We start from the raw sequence: 18,063 nt of genomic DNA, 5'->3' as shown, positions 1-18,063 counted from the left end.
CTCAGATGGAGGTCTTTCCTTTTTATGCAGTAGGGCATTTATTATGCCTGCTCAAAACGTTTGCTGACAGCGTTCCAGTCAACTACATTCCAGAATGCGTTCAGGTATTCCGGACGGCGGTTCTGGTATTTCAGGTAGTAAGCATGTTCCCATACGTCTACACCCAGGATAGGCGTACCTTTTACTTCGGCAACGTCCATCAGGGGATTGTCCTGGTTAGGAGTAGAAGTAATTTCCAGTTTGCCGTCTTTTTTCAACAGCCATGCCCAACCGGAACCGAAGCGGGTAGCGCCGGCTGCGTTGAACTTTTCCTTGAAAGCATCAAAAGAACCGAAAGTGCTGTTGATTGCTTCTGCCAGTTTACCGGTAGGTTGACCGCCGGCATTAGGCGCCAGGCTGGTCCAGAAGAAACTGTGATTCCAGTGACCTCCGCCATTGTTTCTCACAGCAGGGCTGATCTTACCTGCGCTGGCTACCAGTTCTTCCAATGATTTATTCTCATTTTCAGTACCGGCAATCGCCTTGTTCAGATTGTCTACATACGCCTGATGATGCTTACCATGGTGGATCTCCATTGTCAATTTATCAAAATTCGGCTCTAACGCATCGGTTGCGTAGGGTAAGCTCGGAAGTGTAAATGCCATAACTCAGATTTTTTATGGGTTTGAAAATATTATTTCCTTGTAGTTGTCAAATTTACTCCCAATCCGGATAAAAATCAATTTAGAAATTTTGACAGACACAGATTTACATATTTTGTTCCCCCGGTTGGATTTATCCCGGAAGCTGTTTTTCCAGCTGTCAGTCGCTGTAAATATTAAATCTCAAAAAATCTCGGAATCCGGAAGCTGAAAAATCGGTCGTCATATTGGATTTTATTTTATATTTACATACACTCGGTTTAACAGGACTTACCATCAGACATATTCGTACGTGCCTGACAGTTGTTTACCTATTGTTTGTTTAAAACGTTTCGTATGCAGACAGGCTCAGACTTAGGGCAAAATTTTTCTCTCACCGCTTTGCAAAGGGAAAATGAGCAATTAAAAGATCGTAATCAGTGGCTGGAGAACATTTTGGGGCGTGTACCTGCTATGCTTTACTGCTATGATAACAACAACAAATCCGTTACATGGTGTAATTCCTACCTGTCAGAAGCGGTTGGATTTTCTCCGGATGAGATGACCGGCAAGGGGATGGATTTTTTCCAGGATATTATGCATCCGGAAGATTTTAAGCTGGCCGCGGTGGCGCAGCAATCTTTTATTAATAACAAGATGCAGTTTGGCGGATTGGCCCGCATCCGCAAGAAGGGAGAAAAAGAATACCGCTGGTTACTGGGACTGGAAGTGCCTTTTTCCCACGACAAAAACGGGCGTGTAGTGGAAATTATCTGTGCTTTCCTGGATCTCACGCATGCCATTGATACCAATGTTCAGCTCTCCACCGCCCTGTCAGAAATACTCCGCAGGCAAAATGAAACACTGTTTAACAAGCTTACAGCCCGTGAAAAGGATGTATTGGGACTTGCAGTAAAAGGACTTAATAATAAAGAAATAGCGGGTTCGTTGAACCTTAGCCGTTATACCATAGAAACACACCGCAAAAATATCCGGCTCAAATTAAAAGTGCGTAACACTACTGAGCTGATGGCCATAGCCCGCAAGATAGGTTTTCAATAAAATCAGAACAGGTAATATAACATCAGTTTTTTTGAAATTAAGCACCAGACTATTACATTACTCTTTTTGTACCCTGCATCACTACTCTTAATTAATAAAATCACAAATACCTGATAGTCAGTATATAGTATATTTAAATAGTATTTGAAATGTTTGTTAAACACTTTAAAAATACCCAAGGTTGGGTATTTGCCCGCTTTCTAATCTCCACTAATTTAGTGAATCGATAGTAAGCATGTTTTTTAAACACCCGACATGATTATTTGGATGAAACACCCCTATCACTATGATAACTGAGGAACGAGCATTTTATATTTTACAATTGGAACATACTGCCACTGCCGAAGAAATAGTGGCCCGTTATGAAACATTAAAGGACCAGTACAACAGGGTCAAAGATGAAACAGAAGATTTAAGGACCCGGCTAGCCTATCAGTTGAAACAAATTGAACTGGATGATGTATTCATATTTCTCAGAAGAAAACAAAGGATATAACTAAGCTTTTTATTTTTCATTCGTTGTATTTTTAAGCTCAGTTTTTCATCCGTTGTTTGTCTTTATACAAACAAGCCCTCAAAACTAACCAGTACCTTGTACCCGTTGGAAGCCTATGCATGTAAGTAGCGTTCTCTGCTTAATTTCCTTATATTTACCAGTTCAACCTAGCAAACAAAAAAAAGACATCTATGAATCCATTCCTCATTGTTTTGGCGGTATTGGCTTTCCTGGTTTTGTTGTCGAGTTTTGTAACAGTGCAGCAGGGCACTATTGCAGTAACAACTATATTCGGGAAATACAAACGCATTCTTTTTCCGGGGCTGAACTTTAAAATACCTATTATAGAAAAGGTATTTAAAAGAGTATCTATCCAGAATAAATCTGTAGAACTGGAGTTCCAGGCCATTACCATTGATCAGGCCAACGTTTATTTCAAGGCTATGCTGCTATATGCTGTGTGGAACCAGGATGAAGAAACGTTGAAAAACGTAGCCTTTAAATTTATGGATGAAAGAAGTTTCATGCAGGCGCTCGTGCGCACTATTGAAGGGTCTATCCGTGGGTTTGTTGCCACAAAAAAACAGGCAGAAGTATTGGGTCTCCGCAAGGATATTACCGAACACGTAAAAGAACAGATCGATAAAACCCTGGAAGAATGGGGTTTTCATTTGCTGGATCTGCAAATGAATGACATCACTTTTGATGAAGTTATCATGAAGTCTATGGCGCAGGTAGTAGCATCCAATAACCTGAAAGCTGCTGCTGAAAACGAAGGACAGGCATTACTGATCACCAAAACCAAAGCTGCGGAAGCAGATGGTAATGCTATCAAAATTGCTGCGGAAGCAGAACGGCAGGCTGCTCAACTGCGTGGTATGGGCGTCGCCCTGTTCCGTGAAGAAGTGGCCAAGGGTATGAGTATGGCTGCTAAAGAAATGCAGCAGGCCAACCTGGATACCTCTGTGATCCTCTTCTCCATGTGGACAGAAGCCATCAAACACTTCGCTGAAAACTCAAAAGGAAATGTCATCTTCCTGGATGGTTCTTCAGATGGTATGGATCATACCATGAGACAGATGATGGGTATGAACAAACTAATGGATCCTAACAAGAAATAAGTATCACCTTCTTTGTTCAAAGAAAGTTTTCATCAACTGCAAACTTTCTTCGCTGCACGGGCCGGCTTCCAGTTTCGTTTTAGGATGAAACGGGGAGCGGTCCCCGGTAGCACGCCGGTAGCTGTTCTTCTCATCCGCTGCGGCATATACGATCTTCCCTATTTTACTCCAGTAAAGCGCGCCAGCACACATCAGGCAAGGTTCTACCGTTACATATAAAGTGGCATCCATTAAATATTTACTGCCAAGGGTATTGAAGGCAGCCGTTAAGGCTATCATCTCCGCATGAGCGGTACAGTCGTTCAGTCTTTCCACCTGGTTATGCCCGCGGCCTATCACCTGGTTGTTCATGACCACTACGGCGCCAATAGGAACTTCACCGTCTTCAAAGGCTTTGTGCGCCTCTCTCAGCGCCTGCTTCATATAAAAAGTATCATCAATCATCATATTGTTATTGACAGCCGGCATACAGCTTTCTGTTCTCCCACGTTTAACCGTTACAATTACCGGAATTGAAAGCTGCATGCTGCGTACTTATTGAATCATTTTAATAAATTCATCTTCTGTTAATACCTTGATGGTATTTATTTTTTTAGCTTTTTCCAGTTTGCTGCCGGCATCTTCACCTACTATGAGAAAGTTGAGCTTGCTGCTTACACCGCCCAGTATTTTACCGCCCTGTTGTTCTACCATCTCTTCAGCTTCGCTGCGTTTCAGCTTGGCAAGGGTACCGGTAAATAAAAACGTTTGTCCGTCCAGGTTACCTGACACATGCCGGCTGCCCTGTGTATTTTCCATGTTGATACCCAGCGCCGCCAGTTTGTTCAGCATTTGAATATTATCATCATTGGCAAAGAACTGGCGGATGGAGCCAGCCACTTTGGGGCCTATATCTTCCAGTAAAAGGATCTGTTCTTCTGTCCAGCTTTGCAGGTCCATGATGTTGGTAACGGCACTGGCGAGGGTTTTGGCGGTGGTTTCTCCCACATACCGGATCCCCAATCCAAATATCAAACGGTGTAAGGGTTGCGTTTTGGAAAGCGCAATAGCCGTTTGCAGGTTGGTCAGTGATTTCTTTCCAAATCCTTCCAGGGTGGCTATCTTATCGAAGTCCAGTTCATAGATGCCGGGAATATCTTTCATCAGGCCCTGGGCATAGAATTTACGCACATTGCTTTCGCCAAAGCTTTTAATGTCCATGGCATCTTTGCTAACGAAGTGGATCATTCTTTCCACTACCTGCGCTTCGCAATTGATATTGGTACAGCGCCATACGCTTTCCTCTTCCGGTTTTACCAGTTGGTCTCCGCAAACCGGGCAGTGGGTAGGGAAGAGAATAGGCTGCTCCGTGCCATCCCGGAGGTCGGCCACCGATTTTACAATGTAGGGAATCACATCTCCCGCTCTTTCTACCAACACAGTATCTCCCAGTTTCAGGTCTTTCTCCCGGATCACATCTTCATTAAAAAGAGACATAGAAGTGACCGTAACGCCGCCGATATGCACCGGATCAATTTTAGCTACCGGCGTAACGGAGCCGGTACGGCCTACCTGGAATTCCACACTACGCAGTTTACTGGTAGCTTGCCGCGCTTTGAATTTAAATGCGATGGCCCAGCGGGGGTGATGGGTGGTCATGCCCAGTTTGTCCTGTAGCGCGTAGTCGTTTACTTTAATTACCATCCCGTCAATTTCATAGGGGAGGTTATCGCGTTCGGTTTCAAACCACTGGCAGTAGTCGATCACACCCTGGATGCCTTTCAGTACTTTTTTTTCTTTGGCAGGACTACGGAAACCCAGTGTAGACAATAAGTCCAGCGTACCGCTATGCGTTTTGAGCGCATCAGGTTCAGCTTTCCCCGTTTCCATAGTATGATAGCTCATGTGGTATAAAAAGGCTTCCAGTCCGCGTTTGGCTACTTCGTTGGGGTCTACCATCCGTAAGGAGCCGGAAGCGGCATTGCGCGGATTTGCCAGTGGTGGCAGGTTTTCGGCAATGCGTTTTTCATTGAAAGCTTTGAAGGTATTTTTATTGATCAGCACCTCGCCGCGGATTTCTATCTGGTGAATCCCATATTTAGAAAAGCTGGCAGATAGAGGAATGGAGCGGATCTGCTTAATATTGGTAGTAATATCTTCCCCTGCCACACCATCGCCGCGGGTGGCGCCCCGGGAAAGGTGATCATCTTCATAGATCAGGGAAATACTGGCGCCATCGAACTTGGGTTCTATACAATATTCTATTTCACTGAGCCCGGCACTTTCGCGGGCTTTGCGATCCCAGTCTATCAGGTCGTCTGCATTGTAAGAATTCTCCAGGCTGAGCATGGGTACCAGGTGCGGCACAGTAATAAATTCTTTGGTCAGTCCTTTCGCTACACGTTGGGTAGGGGAGTCGGCACTAACGAGGTCCGGATGTTCCAGTTCCAGTTTTTTGAGCCAGGCAAACAGCTGATCGTATTCATAATCGCTGATCACCGGTTCGCTTTGCACGTAGTAACGCCAGTCGTTGTAGGCAATTACACGGCGTAATCCTTCCAGGGTTTCATCAATGGACTGCAGCAGTTGTTGCTGCTGTAAGTGACGGAGGAGGTCCTTTGCCAACTGCGTCAGGGTTATTTCTATGTCCTTTGTATACATATATAGTTCAAACTGAGCTGTAAATTTAAACTTATCTTTCACGTTAGCCCTCACTGCATAAAAAATTCGGCATATTTGTATTAAATGTTGTAATTTTTTATTTCATTTGGTTTTTGTTTTTTGTTCCGCTTTTTTTGATCGCAAATAACTGTCGTTTACTGTAATTCCACGTTCCTTATGATGTCTATGTACACCAAGAACATCAATACGCATCTTGTTGAGATAAAGGATTATTTCAAAGTTGCCATTTCGGTAGACTGTGTAATTTTTGGTTTTAATAATGATGAGCTGAAGGTGTTGCTGATAGAATCCGATCTGAAAGAGTACAAAGCAAAGTGGTCGTTGCTGGGGGATATTGTGCGACCGGAGGAAGAGCTGGACGCGGCTGCCTACCGGGTGCTGAAAGCCCGTACCGGTCTTGAGAATGTGTATATGGAACAGGTGCAAACCTTTGGCGCTGTGAATCGTCATCCGGCAGGGCGTGTGATCACGGTCGCTTATTATTCGCTGGTGAATATTGAGCATGTGGAGCTGAAGATGCATAACAACGAACTGCACTGGCACTCTGTAAAGGAGTTGCACCAGATGGCATTTGATCATAAACAGATCCTTGATACCTGCCATGAGCGCCTGAAGCAGCAGGTGATGGTACAACCGGTGGGCTTTAACCTGTTGCCAAAGAAGTTTTCGCTGCGGGAACTGCAAAATCTGTATGAAGCCATACTGGATGTAGCACTGGATCGCCGCAACTTCCGGAAAAAATTTCTTTCTATGGATTTACTGCTGGATCTGAATGAAGAAGAAGAAGATGTGCCACACCGGCCGGCCAAACTGTACAAATTTAATTTTGATAAATATGATCAGCGAAAGAAGCGATACCTGGGTATTGGCTTTTAATCCTCCTTCTGCTGATATTTTTTTATCCGGCGAATAGATATTTCCCCTTATTCCTGTTAATATAGACCTCTTCAAAATCCTTTACCAACAAGGATTCGAATAGATATGCCCCGAATCATTTTCCATTGGTTTCTTTTCTCCCTAAAAAAGAAAAAAAAGTTTGTTTTTAACAAAAATTTAATTAAGATTGTGTAAGATATACACATCCTAAGAGCGCATTATTTTTCGAAAGTATAAAACCAGAATTTAAATCAGTCACTGTAGATTTCACTTGTTATTGTCGATGTAGAAATTTCCATGATCAAATATGCCAGACAAAAATCATTTAGTTTATCATTTTAATTAATTTATCAATAGTTTGATTTTATAGTTCCACGTTATGAAACAAGACGGCTACCAGGCACTTTTGCCGGTGTCTAATCTTAACTTTCCCTTGTGCAGATATTGTACAGGGGAAAGTTGTTTTAGGGAATAACTAAGTCTTTTGCGGATCGGTTGAATTATTTGCAATAAGATTGTTGACTTGTTTAATCTATTCTAATTCTGTTTAAACCCGCGCTTGTCCGGCAGTTCAGCTGGTTTTTCCGTAACTTGCATTTCTCACAGCGTGCAAGTTTAATAAGCACGTAAAGTTGGTAACCAACTGCGCTTTACCGTCTTTGCGGGCAATAAAACCGGATTAATATGTCATATACACCACAACATAAGGTTCGCATAGTAACGGCAGCGGCTTTATTCGACGGTCATGATGCCGCTATCAATATTATGCGGCGCATTATGCAGGCAAAAGGCGCCGAGGTTATTCACCTTGGACACAACCGCTCGGCAGCAGAGATTGTAGATTGTGCTATCCAGGAAGATGCACAGGGAATTGCCGTCACTTCCTACCAGGGCGGCCACGTAGAATTTTTCAAATACATGTATGACCTCCTGAAGGAAAAAGACTGCGGACACATTAAAATATTTGGCGGCGGTGGTGGTACCATACTCCCGACAGAAATAGCGGAATTGCATGCCTATGGCATTACCCGGCTGTATTCGCCGGATGATGGAAGGAAGATGGGTTTGGAAGGGATGATTGAGGATTTGATGGATAAATGCCCCCTCCCGGCCTCCCCCGAAGGGGGAGGAGACGGGAATGAAGCCCCGGTTGTGATTAGTGGGGAAGATAAAGGGGAAGATAAATTTGTAATTGGTAGGGAGGATAGAATTGTGGGGAGGGCTATTACGTTGGCAGAAAATGGCGTGCCGTTGGCGTTGTTGAAAAGAGGGAGTAACTGGGATTTTTATAAAACGGCCGATCCTTTTCATTATACGGATCTTAAAGAATATGCTTTACAGATGCGGGGTAATCAAACACCCGCTGAGCAGGCGTTATGGGAACACCTAAAATCCAAACAACTGGCAGGTATAAAATTTAGAAGACAACATGTAATAGACAAATTTATTGCAGATTTTATTTCCCTGGAACATCATCTGATTATAGAAGTAGATGGCTTAATTCACCAACATCCCGACGTTAAATTAAATGATGAAGAACGCACCGATATTTTAAATAATCTTGGCTTTAAAGTAATCAGATTCACCAACGATGAAGTCCTTTTAAACATCGACGGTGTCCTAACCCAAATAAAAGAACAAGTAAAAGAACAAGTAAATAACAACAAACCCCTTAACGGAAACATCAAAAACACAGCAGCATCAAAAGAAGCCCTAAAGGAAGGCCATCAAAAAGCCTCCCCCACGGGGGGAGGTTTGGAGGGGGCAGTAGTTGGCATCACGGGCACCGGCGGCGCCGGTAAAAGCAGCGTCACAGACGAACTCGTGCGCCGTTACCTCAATCACTTTACCGATAAAACCGTGGCGGTGATTTCTGTGGACCCTTCCAAAAAGAAGACTGGTGGCGCTTTGCTGGGTGACCGTATCCGCATGAACTCCATCCATCACCCACGTGCCTACATGCGCTCCCTCGCAACCCGCGACAGCGATAAGGCTATCAGCGAACATATCCAGGAGGCCATCGATATCTGTAAACTGGCCGCCTTTGATTTTATTATCCTCGAAACATCCGGTATAGGACAAAACGATACCGCTATCATCGATCACTGTGATGTATCGTTGTATGTAATGACGCCGGAATACGGCGCGGCTTCTCAACTGGAGAAGATCAACATGCTGGATTATGCCGATGTAATTGCCATCAACAAATTTGATAAAGCCGGCGCCCTCGATGCTTTGCACGATGTGCGCAAACAATATAAACGTAACCATGGTTTGTGGACTGCGAAAGATGAAGAGCTGCCTGTAGTAGGTTCTATTGCTTCCCAGTTCAATGACGCCGGTATTAACCTGCTCTTTGAAAGGGTGATGGAGAAAGTGGAAGAGAAAACCGGTGTGGTCTTTGGCGTCCTCGCGCATGAAAGTCCGAAATCCACTGCCACCAAATCACAGATCATTCCTCCGGCGCGGGTACGCTATCTCGCTGAAATAACTGAAGCCATTACGGATTACAGCAAATGGGTAGACGAACAATGCAAGCTCGCTACACAATGGTACCAGGTAACCGGGGTGATAGCCATAGATCCCTCCAAAGCCGCTGTGCTGAAAGATATCAGCACACACCTGGAAACAGCCCTGCATCCTGAATGCAAAAAACTGATTGAGGGATGGCCGGCATTACAGCAAAAATATGCTGCCGACTATTACGAGTTCCAGGTACGTGATAAGGTGATCAAATTACCATTGTTCTCCGAAAGCCTGAGCCATAGCCGGATACCTAAGGTTAGTCTGCCTAAATACAGCGACTGGGGCGATATTCTCCGTTGGCAGTTGACGGAAAATGTACCGGGAGAATTTCCTTACGCCGCTGGTGTGTTCCCACTCAAAAGGGAAGGAGAAGATCCTACGCGCATGTTTGCCGGTGAAGGAGGTCCTGAACGTACCAACAAGCGTTTTCACTATGTGTCGCTGGATCAGCCGGCAAAGCGGCTTTCCACGGCATTTGACAGCGTAACATTGTATGGGGAAGATCCTGCAATAAGACCGGATATTTACGGGAAAGTGGGCAATTCAGGTGTGAGCATTGCCACTGTGGATGATGCCAAGAAATTATACAGCGGCTTTGATCTCTGCGACCCGAAGACGTCCGTATCCATGACGATCAATGGTCCGGCGCCTATACTGCTGGCCTTTTTTATGAATGCCGCCATTGACCAGCAATGCGAACAATATATAAAAACGCATGGCCTTACAGAAAAGGTAACGGCGATCATTAAAGATAAATTCAAGGACCATCCTTTGCCACATTACAGTGGTGACCTGCCGGCAGGCAATGATGGATTGGGGCTGCAATTGCTGGGAATGTCCGGTGATGAAGTACTACCGGCAGATGTGTATGCAAAGATCCGTGGGCACGCACTTAGTACCGTACGCGGCACCGTGCAGGCAGACATCCTGAAAGAAGACCAGGCACAGAATACCTGCATCTTCTCAACAGAATTTGCGCTGAAACTGATGGGAGATGTACAGGAATTTTTTATCACCCAAAAGGTGCGTAATTTTTATTCTGTCAGTATTTCCGGCTATCATATTGCGGAAGCCGGCGCCAATCCAATTACGCAGCTGGCCTTTACGCTGTCTAACGGCTTCACGTATGTAGAGTATTACCTGAGCCGTGGCATGCACATCGATGATTTTGCACCTAACCTGTCGTTTTTCTTCAGCAATGGTATGGACCCTGAGTATGCGGTCATAGGTCGTGTAGCACGCCGCATATGGGCCAAGGCTATTAAGTACAAGTACAAGGGGAACGACCGTTCGCAGAAACTGAAGTATCATATCCAGACATCCGGTCGCAGCCTGCACGCACAGGAAATTGATTTTAATGATATCCGTACCACGCTGCAGGCGTTGTATGCGATCTATGATAATTGCAACTCCCTGCACACCAACGCATACGATGAAGCCATTACCACGCCTACAGAAGAAAGCGTGAGAAGGGCTATGGCTATACAACTGATCATTAACCGTGAACTGGGTACCGCTAAAAACGAAAACCCTGTGCAAGGCGCCTTCTTCATAGAAGAACTGACAGACCTGGTAGAAGAAGCCGTGCTGACAGAATTTAACCGCATCACAGAACGCGGTGGTGTACTGGGCGCCATGGAAAGAATGTATCAGCGGAACAAGATCCAGGAAGAAAGCCTGTATTACGAATCACTGAAACATACCGGGGAGTTCCCGATCGTAGGCGTTAATACTTTCCTGAATAAAAATGGTTCTCCTACAATCATTCCGGCAGAAGTGATCCGCTCTACCACAGATGAAAAGGAGTTTCAGATTAAAACCCTGGAAGCTTTCCAGAACCGGCACCAGCATAAGAGCGCCGCGGCCCTGAAGCAGTTGCAACAGGTAGCCGTCAATAACGGCAACCTCTTTGAAGCACTGATGGAAACCGTGAAACATTGCTCCCTCGGACAGATCACTCACGCACTGTACGAAGTAGGAGGCCAATACCGGAGAAACATGTAAATATTTAGGGATGTTGATATTTTGATAGTTTTTTTATTTTATTTCATTGACTGTAGTGCTGATATAACTGCAAGTACAGAAGGAATTATAGTCAATGAAATAAAATAAAAAAACTATCAAACTATCAAAATCCCTAAATTGATAAATCGATTCAGCAAATCCCGGAAACTTTTCTATTTTAGCAGTATGGTTGCAAGAAGAGACTTTATCAGAAACAGCGCGCTGCTGGCAGGCGCTGTAGGGCTAGGGTTGCCCAAAACAGTTTTAGGCTGGAATGGCTATGCTACACAGCGTCCGCCGTTGGCACAGCGAAAATTTAGCAGTGAAGCCGTAGAGAAGGTAATAGTGACGGTGAAAAAACAGATCGCCGATAATAAACTGGCGTGGATGTTTGAGAACAGCTTCCCCAATACACTCGATACCACTGTAAACTATAAGATGCAGGACGGCAAGCCCGATACCTTTGTCATCACCGGCGATATCAACGCGATGTGGCTGCGTGATTCTTCCGCACAGGTATGGCCCTATCTGCCCCTGATCAAGGACGATGCAAAGTTGCAACAGATGGTGGCCGGTGTCATCAACCGCCAGACCAAATGTATCCTCATCGATCCTTACGCCAATGCATTCAATGACGGTCCTACCGGCAGCGAATGGGAAAAGGACCTGACGGATATGAAACCGGAGCTGCATGAACGTAAATGGGAGATCGATTCTCTCTGTTACCCGGTACGCCTGGCTTATCACTATTGGAAAGTTAGCGGGGATACCAAAGTATTTGACGACAAATACAAACAGGCGGCGTTATCTATTGTAAAAACTTTCAAAGAGCAGCAGCGTAAGGATGGCAAAGGGCCGTACAAATTCCAGCGTATTACGGCCTGGCAGTCTGATACCGTACCCAATTCCGGTTATGGCTCGCCTATGCTGCCTGTAGGGCTGATTGTATCTATCTTCCGTCCTTCGGATGATGCTACGGTACTGCCTTTCCTGATTCCTTCCAATATGTTTGCCGTAGTGTCGCTGCGTCAGCTGTCGGAGATCAGTGAAACGGTGTATAAAGATGCAGCCTTTGCCAAAGAGTGCACAGCACTGGCGGATGAAGTGGACCGCGCTATTAAGGAATACGCTGTGGTGGAACATCCGAAATTAGGCAATATGTATGGGTTTGAGGTGGATGGTTATGGTAACCGCTTGTTCCTGGATGATACGAATGTACCCAGCTTATTATCTATTCCTTACCTGGGTTATACTTCAGCGGATGATCCGTTGTACCAGGCATCGAGGCATTTTGTATGGAGCAGTTATCATCCGTGGTTTTACAAAGGAAAGTTTGGAGATGGTATTGGTAGTCCGCATACCGGTGAAAACTACATCTGGCCAATGAGTATCATCATGAGAGCTTTAACCAGTCATGATAAGGAAGAAATAGCTGAATGTATTAAAACCCTGCGCAATACAGATGGCGGCACCGGTTTTATACATGAGTCTTACCATAAAGATGATCCGACAAAGTTTACCCGCAAATGGTTTGCATGGGCCAATACATTGTTTGGTGAATTGATACTGAAAGTAAGCCAGGAATATCCTGAACTGCTGAAAAGACAATACGCTTAAATATTTCCGGATTTTTTGATTTAGGGATTTTTTGATTTATGTTCAATAAATTGTGGACACAAATCATTGAATCCCTTTTTTTTAAATCATAAAATCTCTAAATCTCAAAATATAAATGGAGCCCGTCAATACCCACCAGATCTATCAGCAGCGGATAAATGATTTTCAGCAGGCCATCAATAAGGAGAAGAAGTTGGCAGCGGCTTTGTCATGGGCACGGCTGATCAGTTTTCTTATCATAGTAGCCGGCGGTGTGCTGTTCTTCCGCAAGGAGGGGAACGCTATGTGGTTACTGCTTGCGGGCGTGGCGTTAATAGCATTTATTTATCTCCTGGTGCGTTATCAAAAATCAGAGAACAAACTACAATTGCTCAAAACCCTGCTGAACCTGAATGAGAAAGAGCTGCAACAGGCAACTACGTGGAAGCCGGCATTTGAAGACGGAAGCGAATTTATAAATGATCAACATGATTTCAGCAGTGACCTGGATGTATTCGGGCCTGCTTCTATTTTTCAGTTTGTTAACCGCACAGGTACTTTATCCGGCAAAAACAGGCTGGCGGCCATGTTCCGCAACCCTATGCAGGAGGTGACTGCCATCAATCATACGCAGGAGGCGCTGAAAGTACTGGCACCCGAAGTGGAGTTCAGGCAGTTGCTGACCGCCAATGCCATGCTGGCAAAAGAAGAGGAGAGTGACCGGAAAGAAATCAATCTTTGGCTGGACATGCCTTTTCATTTTCTGCATAATAAGCTGATGAATGTGGCCATCTGGCTCTGTCCCTTGTTGGTATTGGCAACATTGGTGTTTTATATCCTGAAAGGACATTACTATCCCTTTATAGGGGTGATCATCATCAATTGGTTGCTGCTGGGAAGTATACAGAAAAAGGTCATGGCCCAATACAGCCTTATGTCGCACAAGGAGCAGATTTTGGAGAAGTTTTCTATCCTGCTGCACCTTATTAGAACCGGGTCTTTCGGGCAGTCGGTATTATTGCGGCAGCAACAGGAAACCGCCCGGGAGGCAGATGTGGCATTGCATCAATTATCCCGCATAGGTGCCGCTTTTGATCAACGTTTAAATTTGTTGGTAGGCATACTGCTCAATAGCGTCATGTTATACGATCTGCGTTGCATTCTGCGGCTGGAACGGTGGAAAGTCCGTCATAAAGAAGGGGCAAACCGTTGGTTTGAGGTAATAGAGCAGCTGGAAGTATGGAATAGCTTTGCCACTTTCGCGTTTAATCATCCGCAGTATACTTACCCGCAACCGCAGGAAGCGGTGATGGCGCTGGAAGCCACTGCATTGGGGCATCCGTTGATACCAACAGGCGAGTCGGTGAAAAATGATGGTACTATTGGCAGCCAGGCCAGTTTCCTGATCATTACAGGGTCTAATATGTCGGGTAAGAGTACTTTCCTGCGTAGCGTTGGTTCCAACCTGCTGCTGGCCATGTGTGGCGCGCCGGTATGTGCGGAAAGCTTTGTTTTCAGCCCGGTACGCCTGATGACTTCTATGCGGATCAAAGATTCTATTGCCAGTCATACTTCCTATTTTCAGGCGGAGCTGCTGCGGTTGCAGCATATTATTCAACAATTAAAAACCGGTGAACGCGTATTTATTTTGCTCGATGAAATTCTGAAGGGCACCAATTCAGAAGATAAACTCTCCGGTTCCCGCAGTCTTATAGAGCGTTTCCTGCAATATAACTGCCTGGGGATGATAGCTACGCATGACCTGGAATTAGGTCACCTTGAAGATGCATATCCGGCCCGGATTAAAAACTATTGCTTTGAAAGCACCATTCAGCAGGATCACCTTTTCTTCGATTACCGCATCCGTGAAGGTATAGCACGGAACAAGAATGCGACCTTCCTGATGAAACAGATGGATATCATTTAACGCGTTGTGCTGCCCCCTCCCAGCCTCCCCCGAAGGGGGAGGAGAAAGGAAACGAGGGTTTATTTTGACCTTTGATTACAACCATTTTACGGATATTACGGGAGTACCTTATATGACCAGATGACATAATATTACCTACCCACATTAGATGGCCACTTCAACTACTAAAATAAGCCCTCGTTTCCTTTCTCCTCCCCCTTCGGGGGAGGCTGGGAGGGGGCAGCACAATGCGGTATCATTTAGTCATTTGATGATTTATTTATTTGCTTATTTAGTTTCAGTGGGGAGTCTCGTTCTGAAACTAAATAAGCAAATAAATAAATCACCAAATGACTAAATATTTTAGTATTTTTACTAAAATATTTAGTTTATGACTTTGCCGTTTGAGGAAGGTGCAGCTGAAAATCAATACTACAAAGGTCGTGGTGCGCAATTGAATCCCGCTAATAAGTACCTGAAGGAGGAGTATGTGCAGGAGCATGCGGAAGGTATTGATGAATGGTGGCAGGCGGATGTGCCTACGCAGGTATTTGAGGAGCATGCCAAAACCCTGGTGAATAAGGTGGAGAGTCCGGATGTGGGGATGTGGTATTCCATGAATCCTTACCAGGGCTGTGAGCATGGCTGTATTTATTGTTATGCCCGCAATGCGCACCAGTACTGGGGACTGAGCGCAGGACTGGATTTTGAACGGAAGATCATTGTAAAACACAATGCACCGGAGTTGCTCCGGAAGTTCCTGGATAATAAGAACTGGGTACCCAAGCCGATTTCGTTGTCGGGGAATACGGACTGTTATCAGCCGGTGGAGCGGAAGATGTGGCTTACCCGGCAATTGCTGGAGGTGGCGCTGGAATACAAACAACCTATAGGTATCATTACAAAAAACTCGCTGGTACTGAGGGATCGTTATCTGCTGCAGCAGCTGGCGCAGGATAAGCTGGTTTGTGTGTATGTGTCTATCACTACTATGCAGGAAGACCTGCGGTTGAAGATGGAGCCACGCACTACTACCGCAGCGCAGCGTTTCAAAGTGGTGAAGGAGTTAAGCGATCTTGGTATACCCGTAGGTGTTATGACGGCGCCGATGATTCCCGGTCTGAACGACCATGAGATGCCCCGGATCCTTGAAACAGCAGCGGCCAACGGCGCTAAGTACGCAGGCTACACGGTGGTTCGTTTGAATGATGCCGTGAAAATAATTTTCAATGACTGGCTGTATAAAAACTTCCCGGACAGGGCGGATAAGGTATGGCATCTTATTGAAAGCATGCATGGTGGCCAGGTTAATGACAGTGAATTTGGCCGGCGGATGCGGGGAGAAGGCAATATCGCAGATCTGATCAAACAGCAGTTCCGTATTCACACAAAAAAGAACGGGATGAACCAGGAACGCTTCGAATTCAATACTGGCGCGTTCAAACGGCCTACGAGTCAACTCAGTTTATTCTGATAAACGGTATAAAAGCAACTACGATGAAAATAAATTGTTAACGTTATAAAAAAGTAGGGTGCAATATTGTTAATGAAAAAAATAAAAATTATCTTTGTAACAATAGTAAAATAAAAAGTGCAACTTCTGTCAACATATAAGATTTTTGTAATGGCCTGCAAACAAAAGCAGGTCCAAACTGGAATGCGGGCGCGTTGCACCGATTGTTAACATGAGAAAAGTTATCAAACGATACAAACAAAGGTCCCGCACTAAAAGGCGGGACCTTTTGCTTTTGAAGCAGTACTGAAATGATGGCATTGAAAGAAATTCAAAAGGTAACTGAACAAGATAAAAAATACACCTCGTGGTGTAAACGGGATGGCTTTGCCTTAAAAAAGCCATACGGGCATGGTATGTAGTAATGTAAGCTAACCCTTTACATTATTGAACCGGTCCGTAAATGCGGCCGGTTTTTTTGTGCATTTAAATTCCGGCATAGAAATGGCAAATAATTTTTAAATGATGTTATGTGCTAATCTATTTGATTAGAAACAGGTACAGCACATAACCCCAAAAGCGTTAGTATCATGAGAAACGTTATTCAAGTTGTAAGAGAGGCTTTACTCACAAACTTTAAGGAGTTAGACAATTGGTTTGAAAAAGACCAGGCATTACTGCATTTCAAACCAGACCGTGATCAATGGAACATCAGGGAAGTGTTGGAGCATATTACGCTCACCAACTATTTCCTGCTCCTGATCATTAATAAGAGCACACGTCGTGCGCTGGATCGTAAAAGGAATGGCCATACCGTGATACTTCAGGCAGATTATGAAGATAAATTTAACCAGATTGATGTCATTGGTAGTAAGTCTTTCGGCTGGGTAAGACCTGAACATATGGAACCTACCGGCCTTAAAAATATACAGGAAGTGAAAGCATTGCTGAAACAACAGTATGCACAGTGCATGTATAACCTGTCTTTGCTCAAAAACGGCGAAGGAGTACTGGTATTTACCAATATGTCCGTAAATCATTTGGGCAAGCTGGATATCTATCAGTACATCTACTTCCTGACGAAACATATTGAACGTCATATCCGGCAGATGAAACGGCTGGAGAAGGAGTTTGAAGAGAGCGCGGTCTTAACCTGATTTATGGTCGACCACCAACATCTATTATTGTTATCCTATTCGAGTGTTAATAACCGGAAGTACGCGCGCTTCCGGTTATTTTTGTTTCATGCCCGGATGTTTTTTTAATTTCGTATATGCGATGCCGTTGTATAGTTATTCCGGTGTCGTCATCTTTGCAGGTAAAAGACATTTTTTGTTACATAGAAAAAAAAGTTGGAAAAAGCTGAAAAAAATTTGTGTAATCAAAATATATCCTGTTATCTTTGCATCGTTAAAATTAATAATAAACAAAACGAATAAAAATGAAACGCATTCATCTACATATGGACTCCGCAATACCCTGCAATGTGCAGGATAGTAGAGGGTTCCGGGCGTTTTATGTTTACAGGTAGATCAATAATATTTGTATATATAACGAAAGCCCGGATCGATTGATCCGGGTTTTTTTGTTATCGGTTTGTGATGATGATATTGCCAATGAATACAGGAAACATCCGGTTGTTGCAGCTTCAGAATAGCTGTAGCAAAAGGTTCACGGATAGCATTAATGTGATTAATGCTAAACGGGCTTAGTATGTTTTTAACGTAGTGTATGCGTTAACG

12 protein-coding genes are annotated in these 18,063 nt (G+C 44.5%); 9 read left to right on the top strand and 3 right to left on the bottom strand.

Annotated features, from left to right (window positions below):
- Positions 1-41: 41 nt before the first annotated feature.
- On the bottom strand, positions 42-644 hold the full coding sequence (locus tag ABQ275_RS22335) for a superoxide dismutase (protein WP_349315358.1): 603 nt from the start codon (positions 642-644) through the stop codon (positions 42-44).
- Between the two features lie 333 nt (positions 645-977).
- Between ABQ275_RS22335 and ABQ275_RS22330 the strand changes: the two genes are divergently transcribed.
- The 3 genes from ABQ275_RS22330 to ABQ275_RS22320 all read left to right on the top strand — a co-directional run bounded on the left by ABQ275_RS22330 (position 978) and on the right by ABQ275_RS22320 (position 3,299).
- Positions 978-1,682: a LuxR C-terminal-related transcriptional regulator gene (locus tag ABQ275_RS22330; protein WP_349315357.1), complete on the top strand. Its 705-nt coding sequence runs from the start codon at positions 978-980 to the stop codon at positions 1,680-1,682.
- 286 nt (positions 1,683-1,968) lie between these two features.
- Entirely contained in the window at positions 1,969-2,178 is a 210-nt protein-coding gene (locus ABQ275_RS22325; protein WP_349315356.1) for a hypothetical protein, read from the top strand.
- 191 nt (positions 2,179-2,369) lie between these two features.
- Positions 2,370-3,299 (top strand): SPFH domain-containing protein, encoded by a 930-nt coding sequence (locus tag ABQ275_RS22320; RefSeq protein ID WP_349315355.1) that lies wholly within the window; start codon positions 2,370-2,372, stop codon positions 3,297-3,299.
- 3 nt (positions 3,300-3,302) lie between these two features.
- Here the strand turns inward: ABQ275_RS22320 and ABQ275_RS22315 are convergent, their stop codons facing one another.
- Positions 3,303-3,824 carry a nucleoside deaminase gene (locus tag ABQ275_RS22315; RefSeq protein ID WP_349315354.1) on the bottom strand — a complete coding sequence of 174 codons (522 nt, stop codon included), beginning with the start codon at positions 3,822-3,824 and terminating at the stop codon, positions 3,303-3,305.
- A gap of 9 nt (positions 3,825-3,833) precedes the next feature.
- Complete coding sequence (gene ligA, locus ABQ275_RS22310) at positions 3,834-5,939, bottom strand: NAD-dependent DNA ligase LigA (RefSeq protein WP_349315353.1); 2,106 nt, start codon at positions 5,937-5,939, stop codon at positions 3,834-3,836.
- A 177-nt stretch (positions 5,940-6,116) separates the two neighbouring features.
- On the opposite strand from ligA, the gene ABQ275_RS22305 reads away from it, so the two are divergent.
- The 6 genes from ABQ275_RS22305 to ABQ275_RS22280 all read left to right on the top strand — a co-directional run bounded on the left by ABQ275_RS22305 (position 6,117) and on the right by ABQ275_RS22280 (position 17,478).
- Entirely contained in the window at positions 6,117-6,836 is a 720-nt protein-coding gene (locus tag ABQ275_RS22305) for an NrtR DNA-binding winged helix domain-containing protein (RefSeq protein WP_349315352.1), read from the top strand.
- A gap of 684 nt (positions 6,837-7,520) precedes the next feature.
- Positions 7,521-11,366 (top strand): methylmalonyl-CoA mutase family protein, encoded by a 3,846-nt coding sequence (locus tag ABQ275_RS22300; protein WP_349315351.1) that lies wholly within the window; start codon positions 7,521-7,523, stop codon positions 11,364-11,366.
- A 186-nt stretch (positions 11,367-11,552) separates the two neighbouring features.
- Positions 11,553-12,983, top strand: coding sequence for a glycoside hydrolase family 125 protein (locus ABQ275_RS22295; RefSeq protein ID WP_349315350.1), 1,431 nt, complete (start codon positions 11,553-11,555; stop codon positions 12,981-12,983).
- Positions 12,984-13,098: 115 nt separating this feature from the next.
- The gene (locus ABQ275_RS22290; protein WP_349315349.1) at positions 13,099-14,889 is read left to right on the top strand and encodes a MutS-related protein; all 1,791 of its coding nucleotides are present in this window, start codon (positions 13,099-13,101) and stop codon (positions 14,887-14,889) included.
- Positions 14,890-15,259: 370 nt separating this feature from the next.
- Complete coding sequence (locus ABQ275_RS22285) at positions 15,260-16,342, top strand: PA0069 family radical SAM protein (protein WP_349315348.1); 1,083 nt, start codon at positions 15,260-15,262, stop codon at positions 16,340-16,342.
- Positions 16,343-16,911: 569 nt separating this feature from the next.
- Positions 16,912-17,478 carry a DinB family protein gene (locus ABQ275_RS22280; protein ID WP_349315347.1) on the top strand — a complete coding sequence of 189 codons (567 nt, stop codon included), beginning with the start codon at positions 16,912-16,914 and terminating at the stop codon, positions 17,476-17,478.
- Positions 17,479-18,063 lie beyond the last annotated feature (585 nt).

The sequence above is a fragment of the Chitinophaga sp. MM2321 genome, assembly GCF_964033635.1.
Taxonomy (GTDB): Bacteria; Bacteroidota; Bacteroidia; order Chitinophagales; family Chitinophagaceae; genus Chitinophaga.
This window is presented reverse-complemented; position numbering and strand designations above follow the sequence as displayed.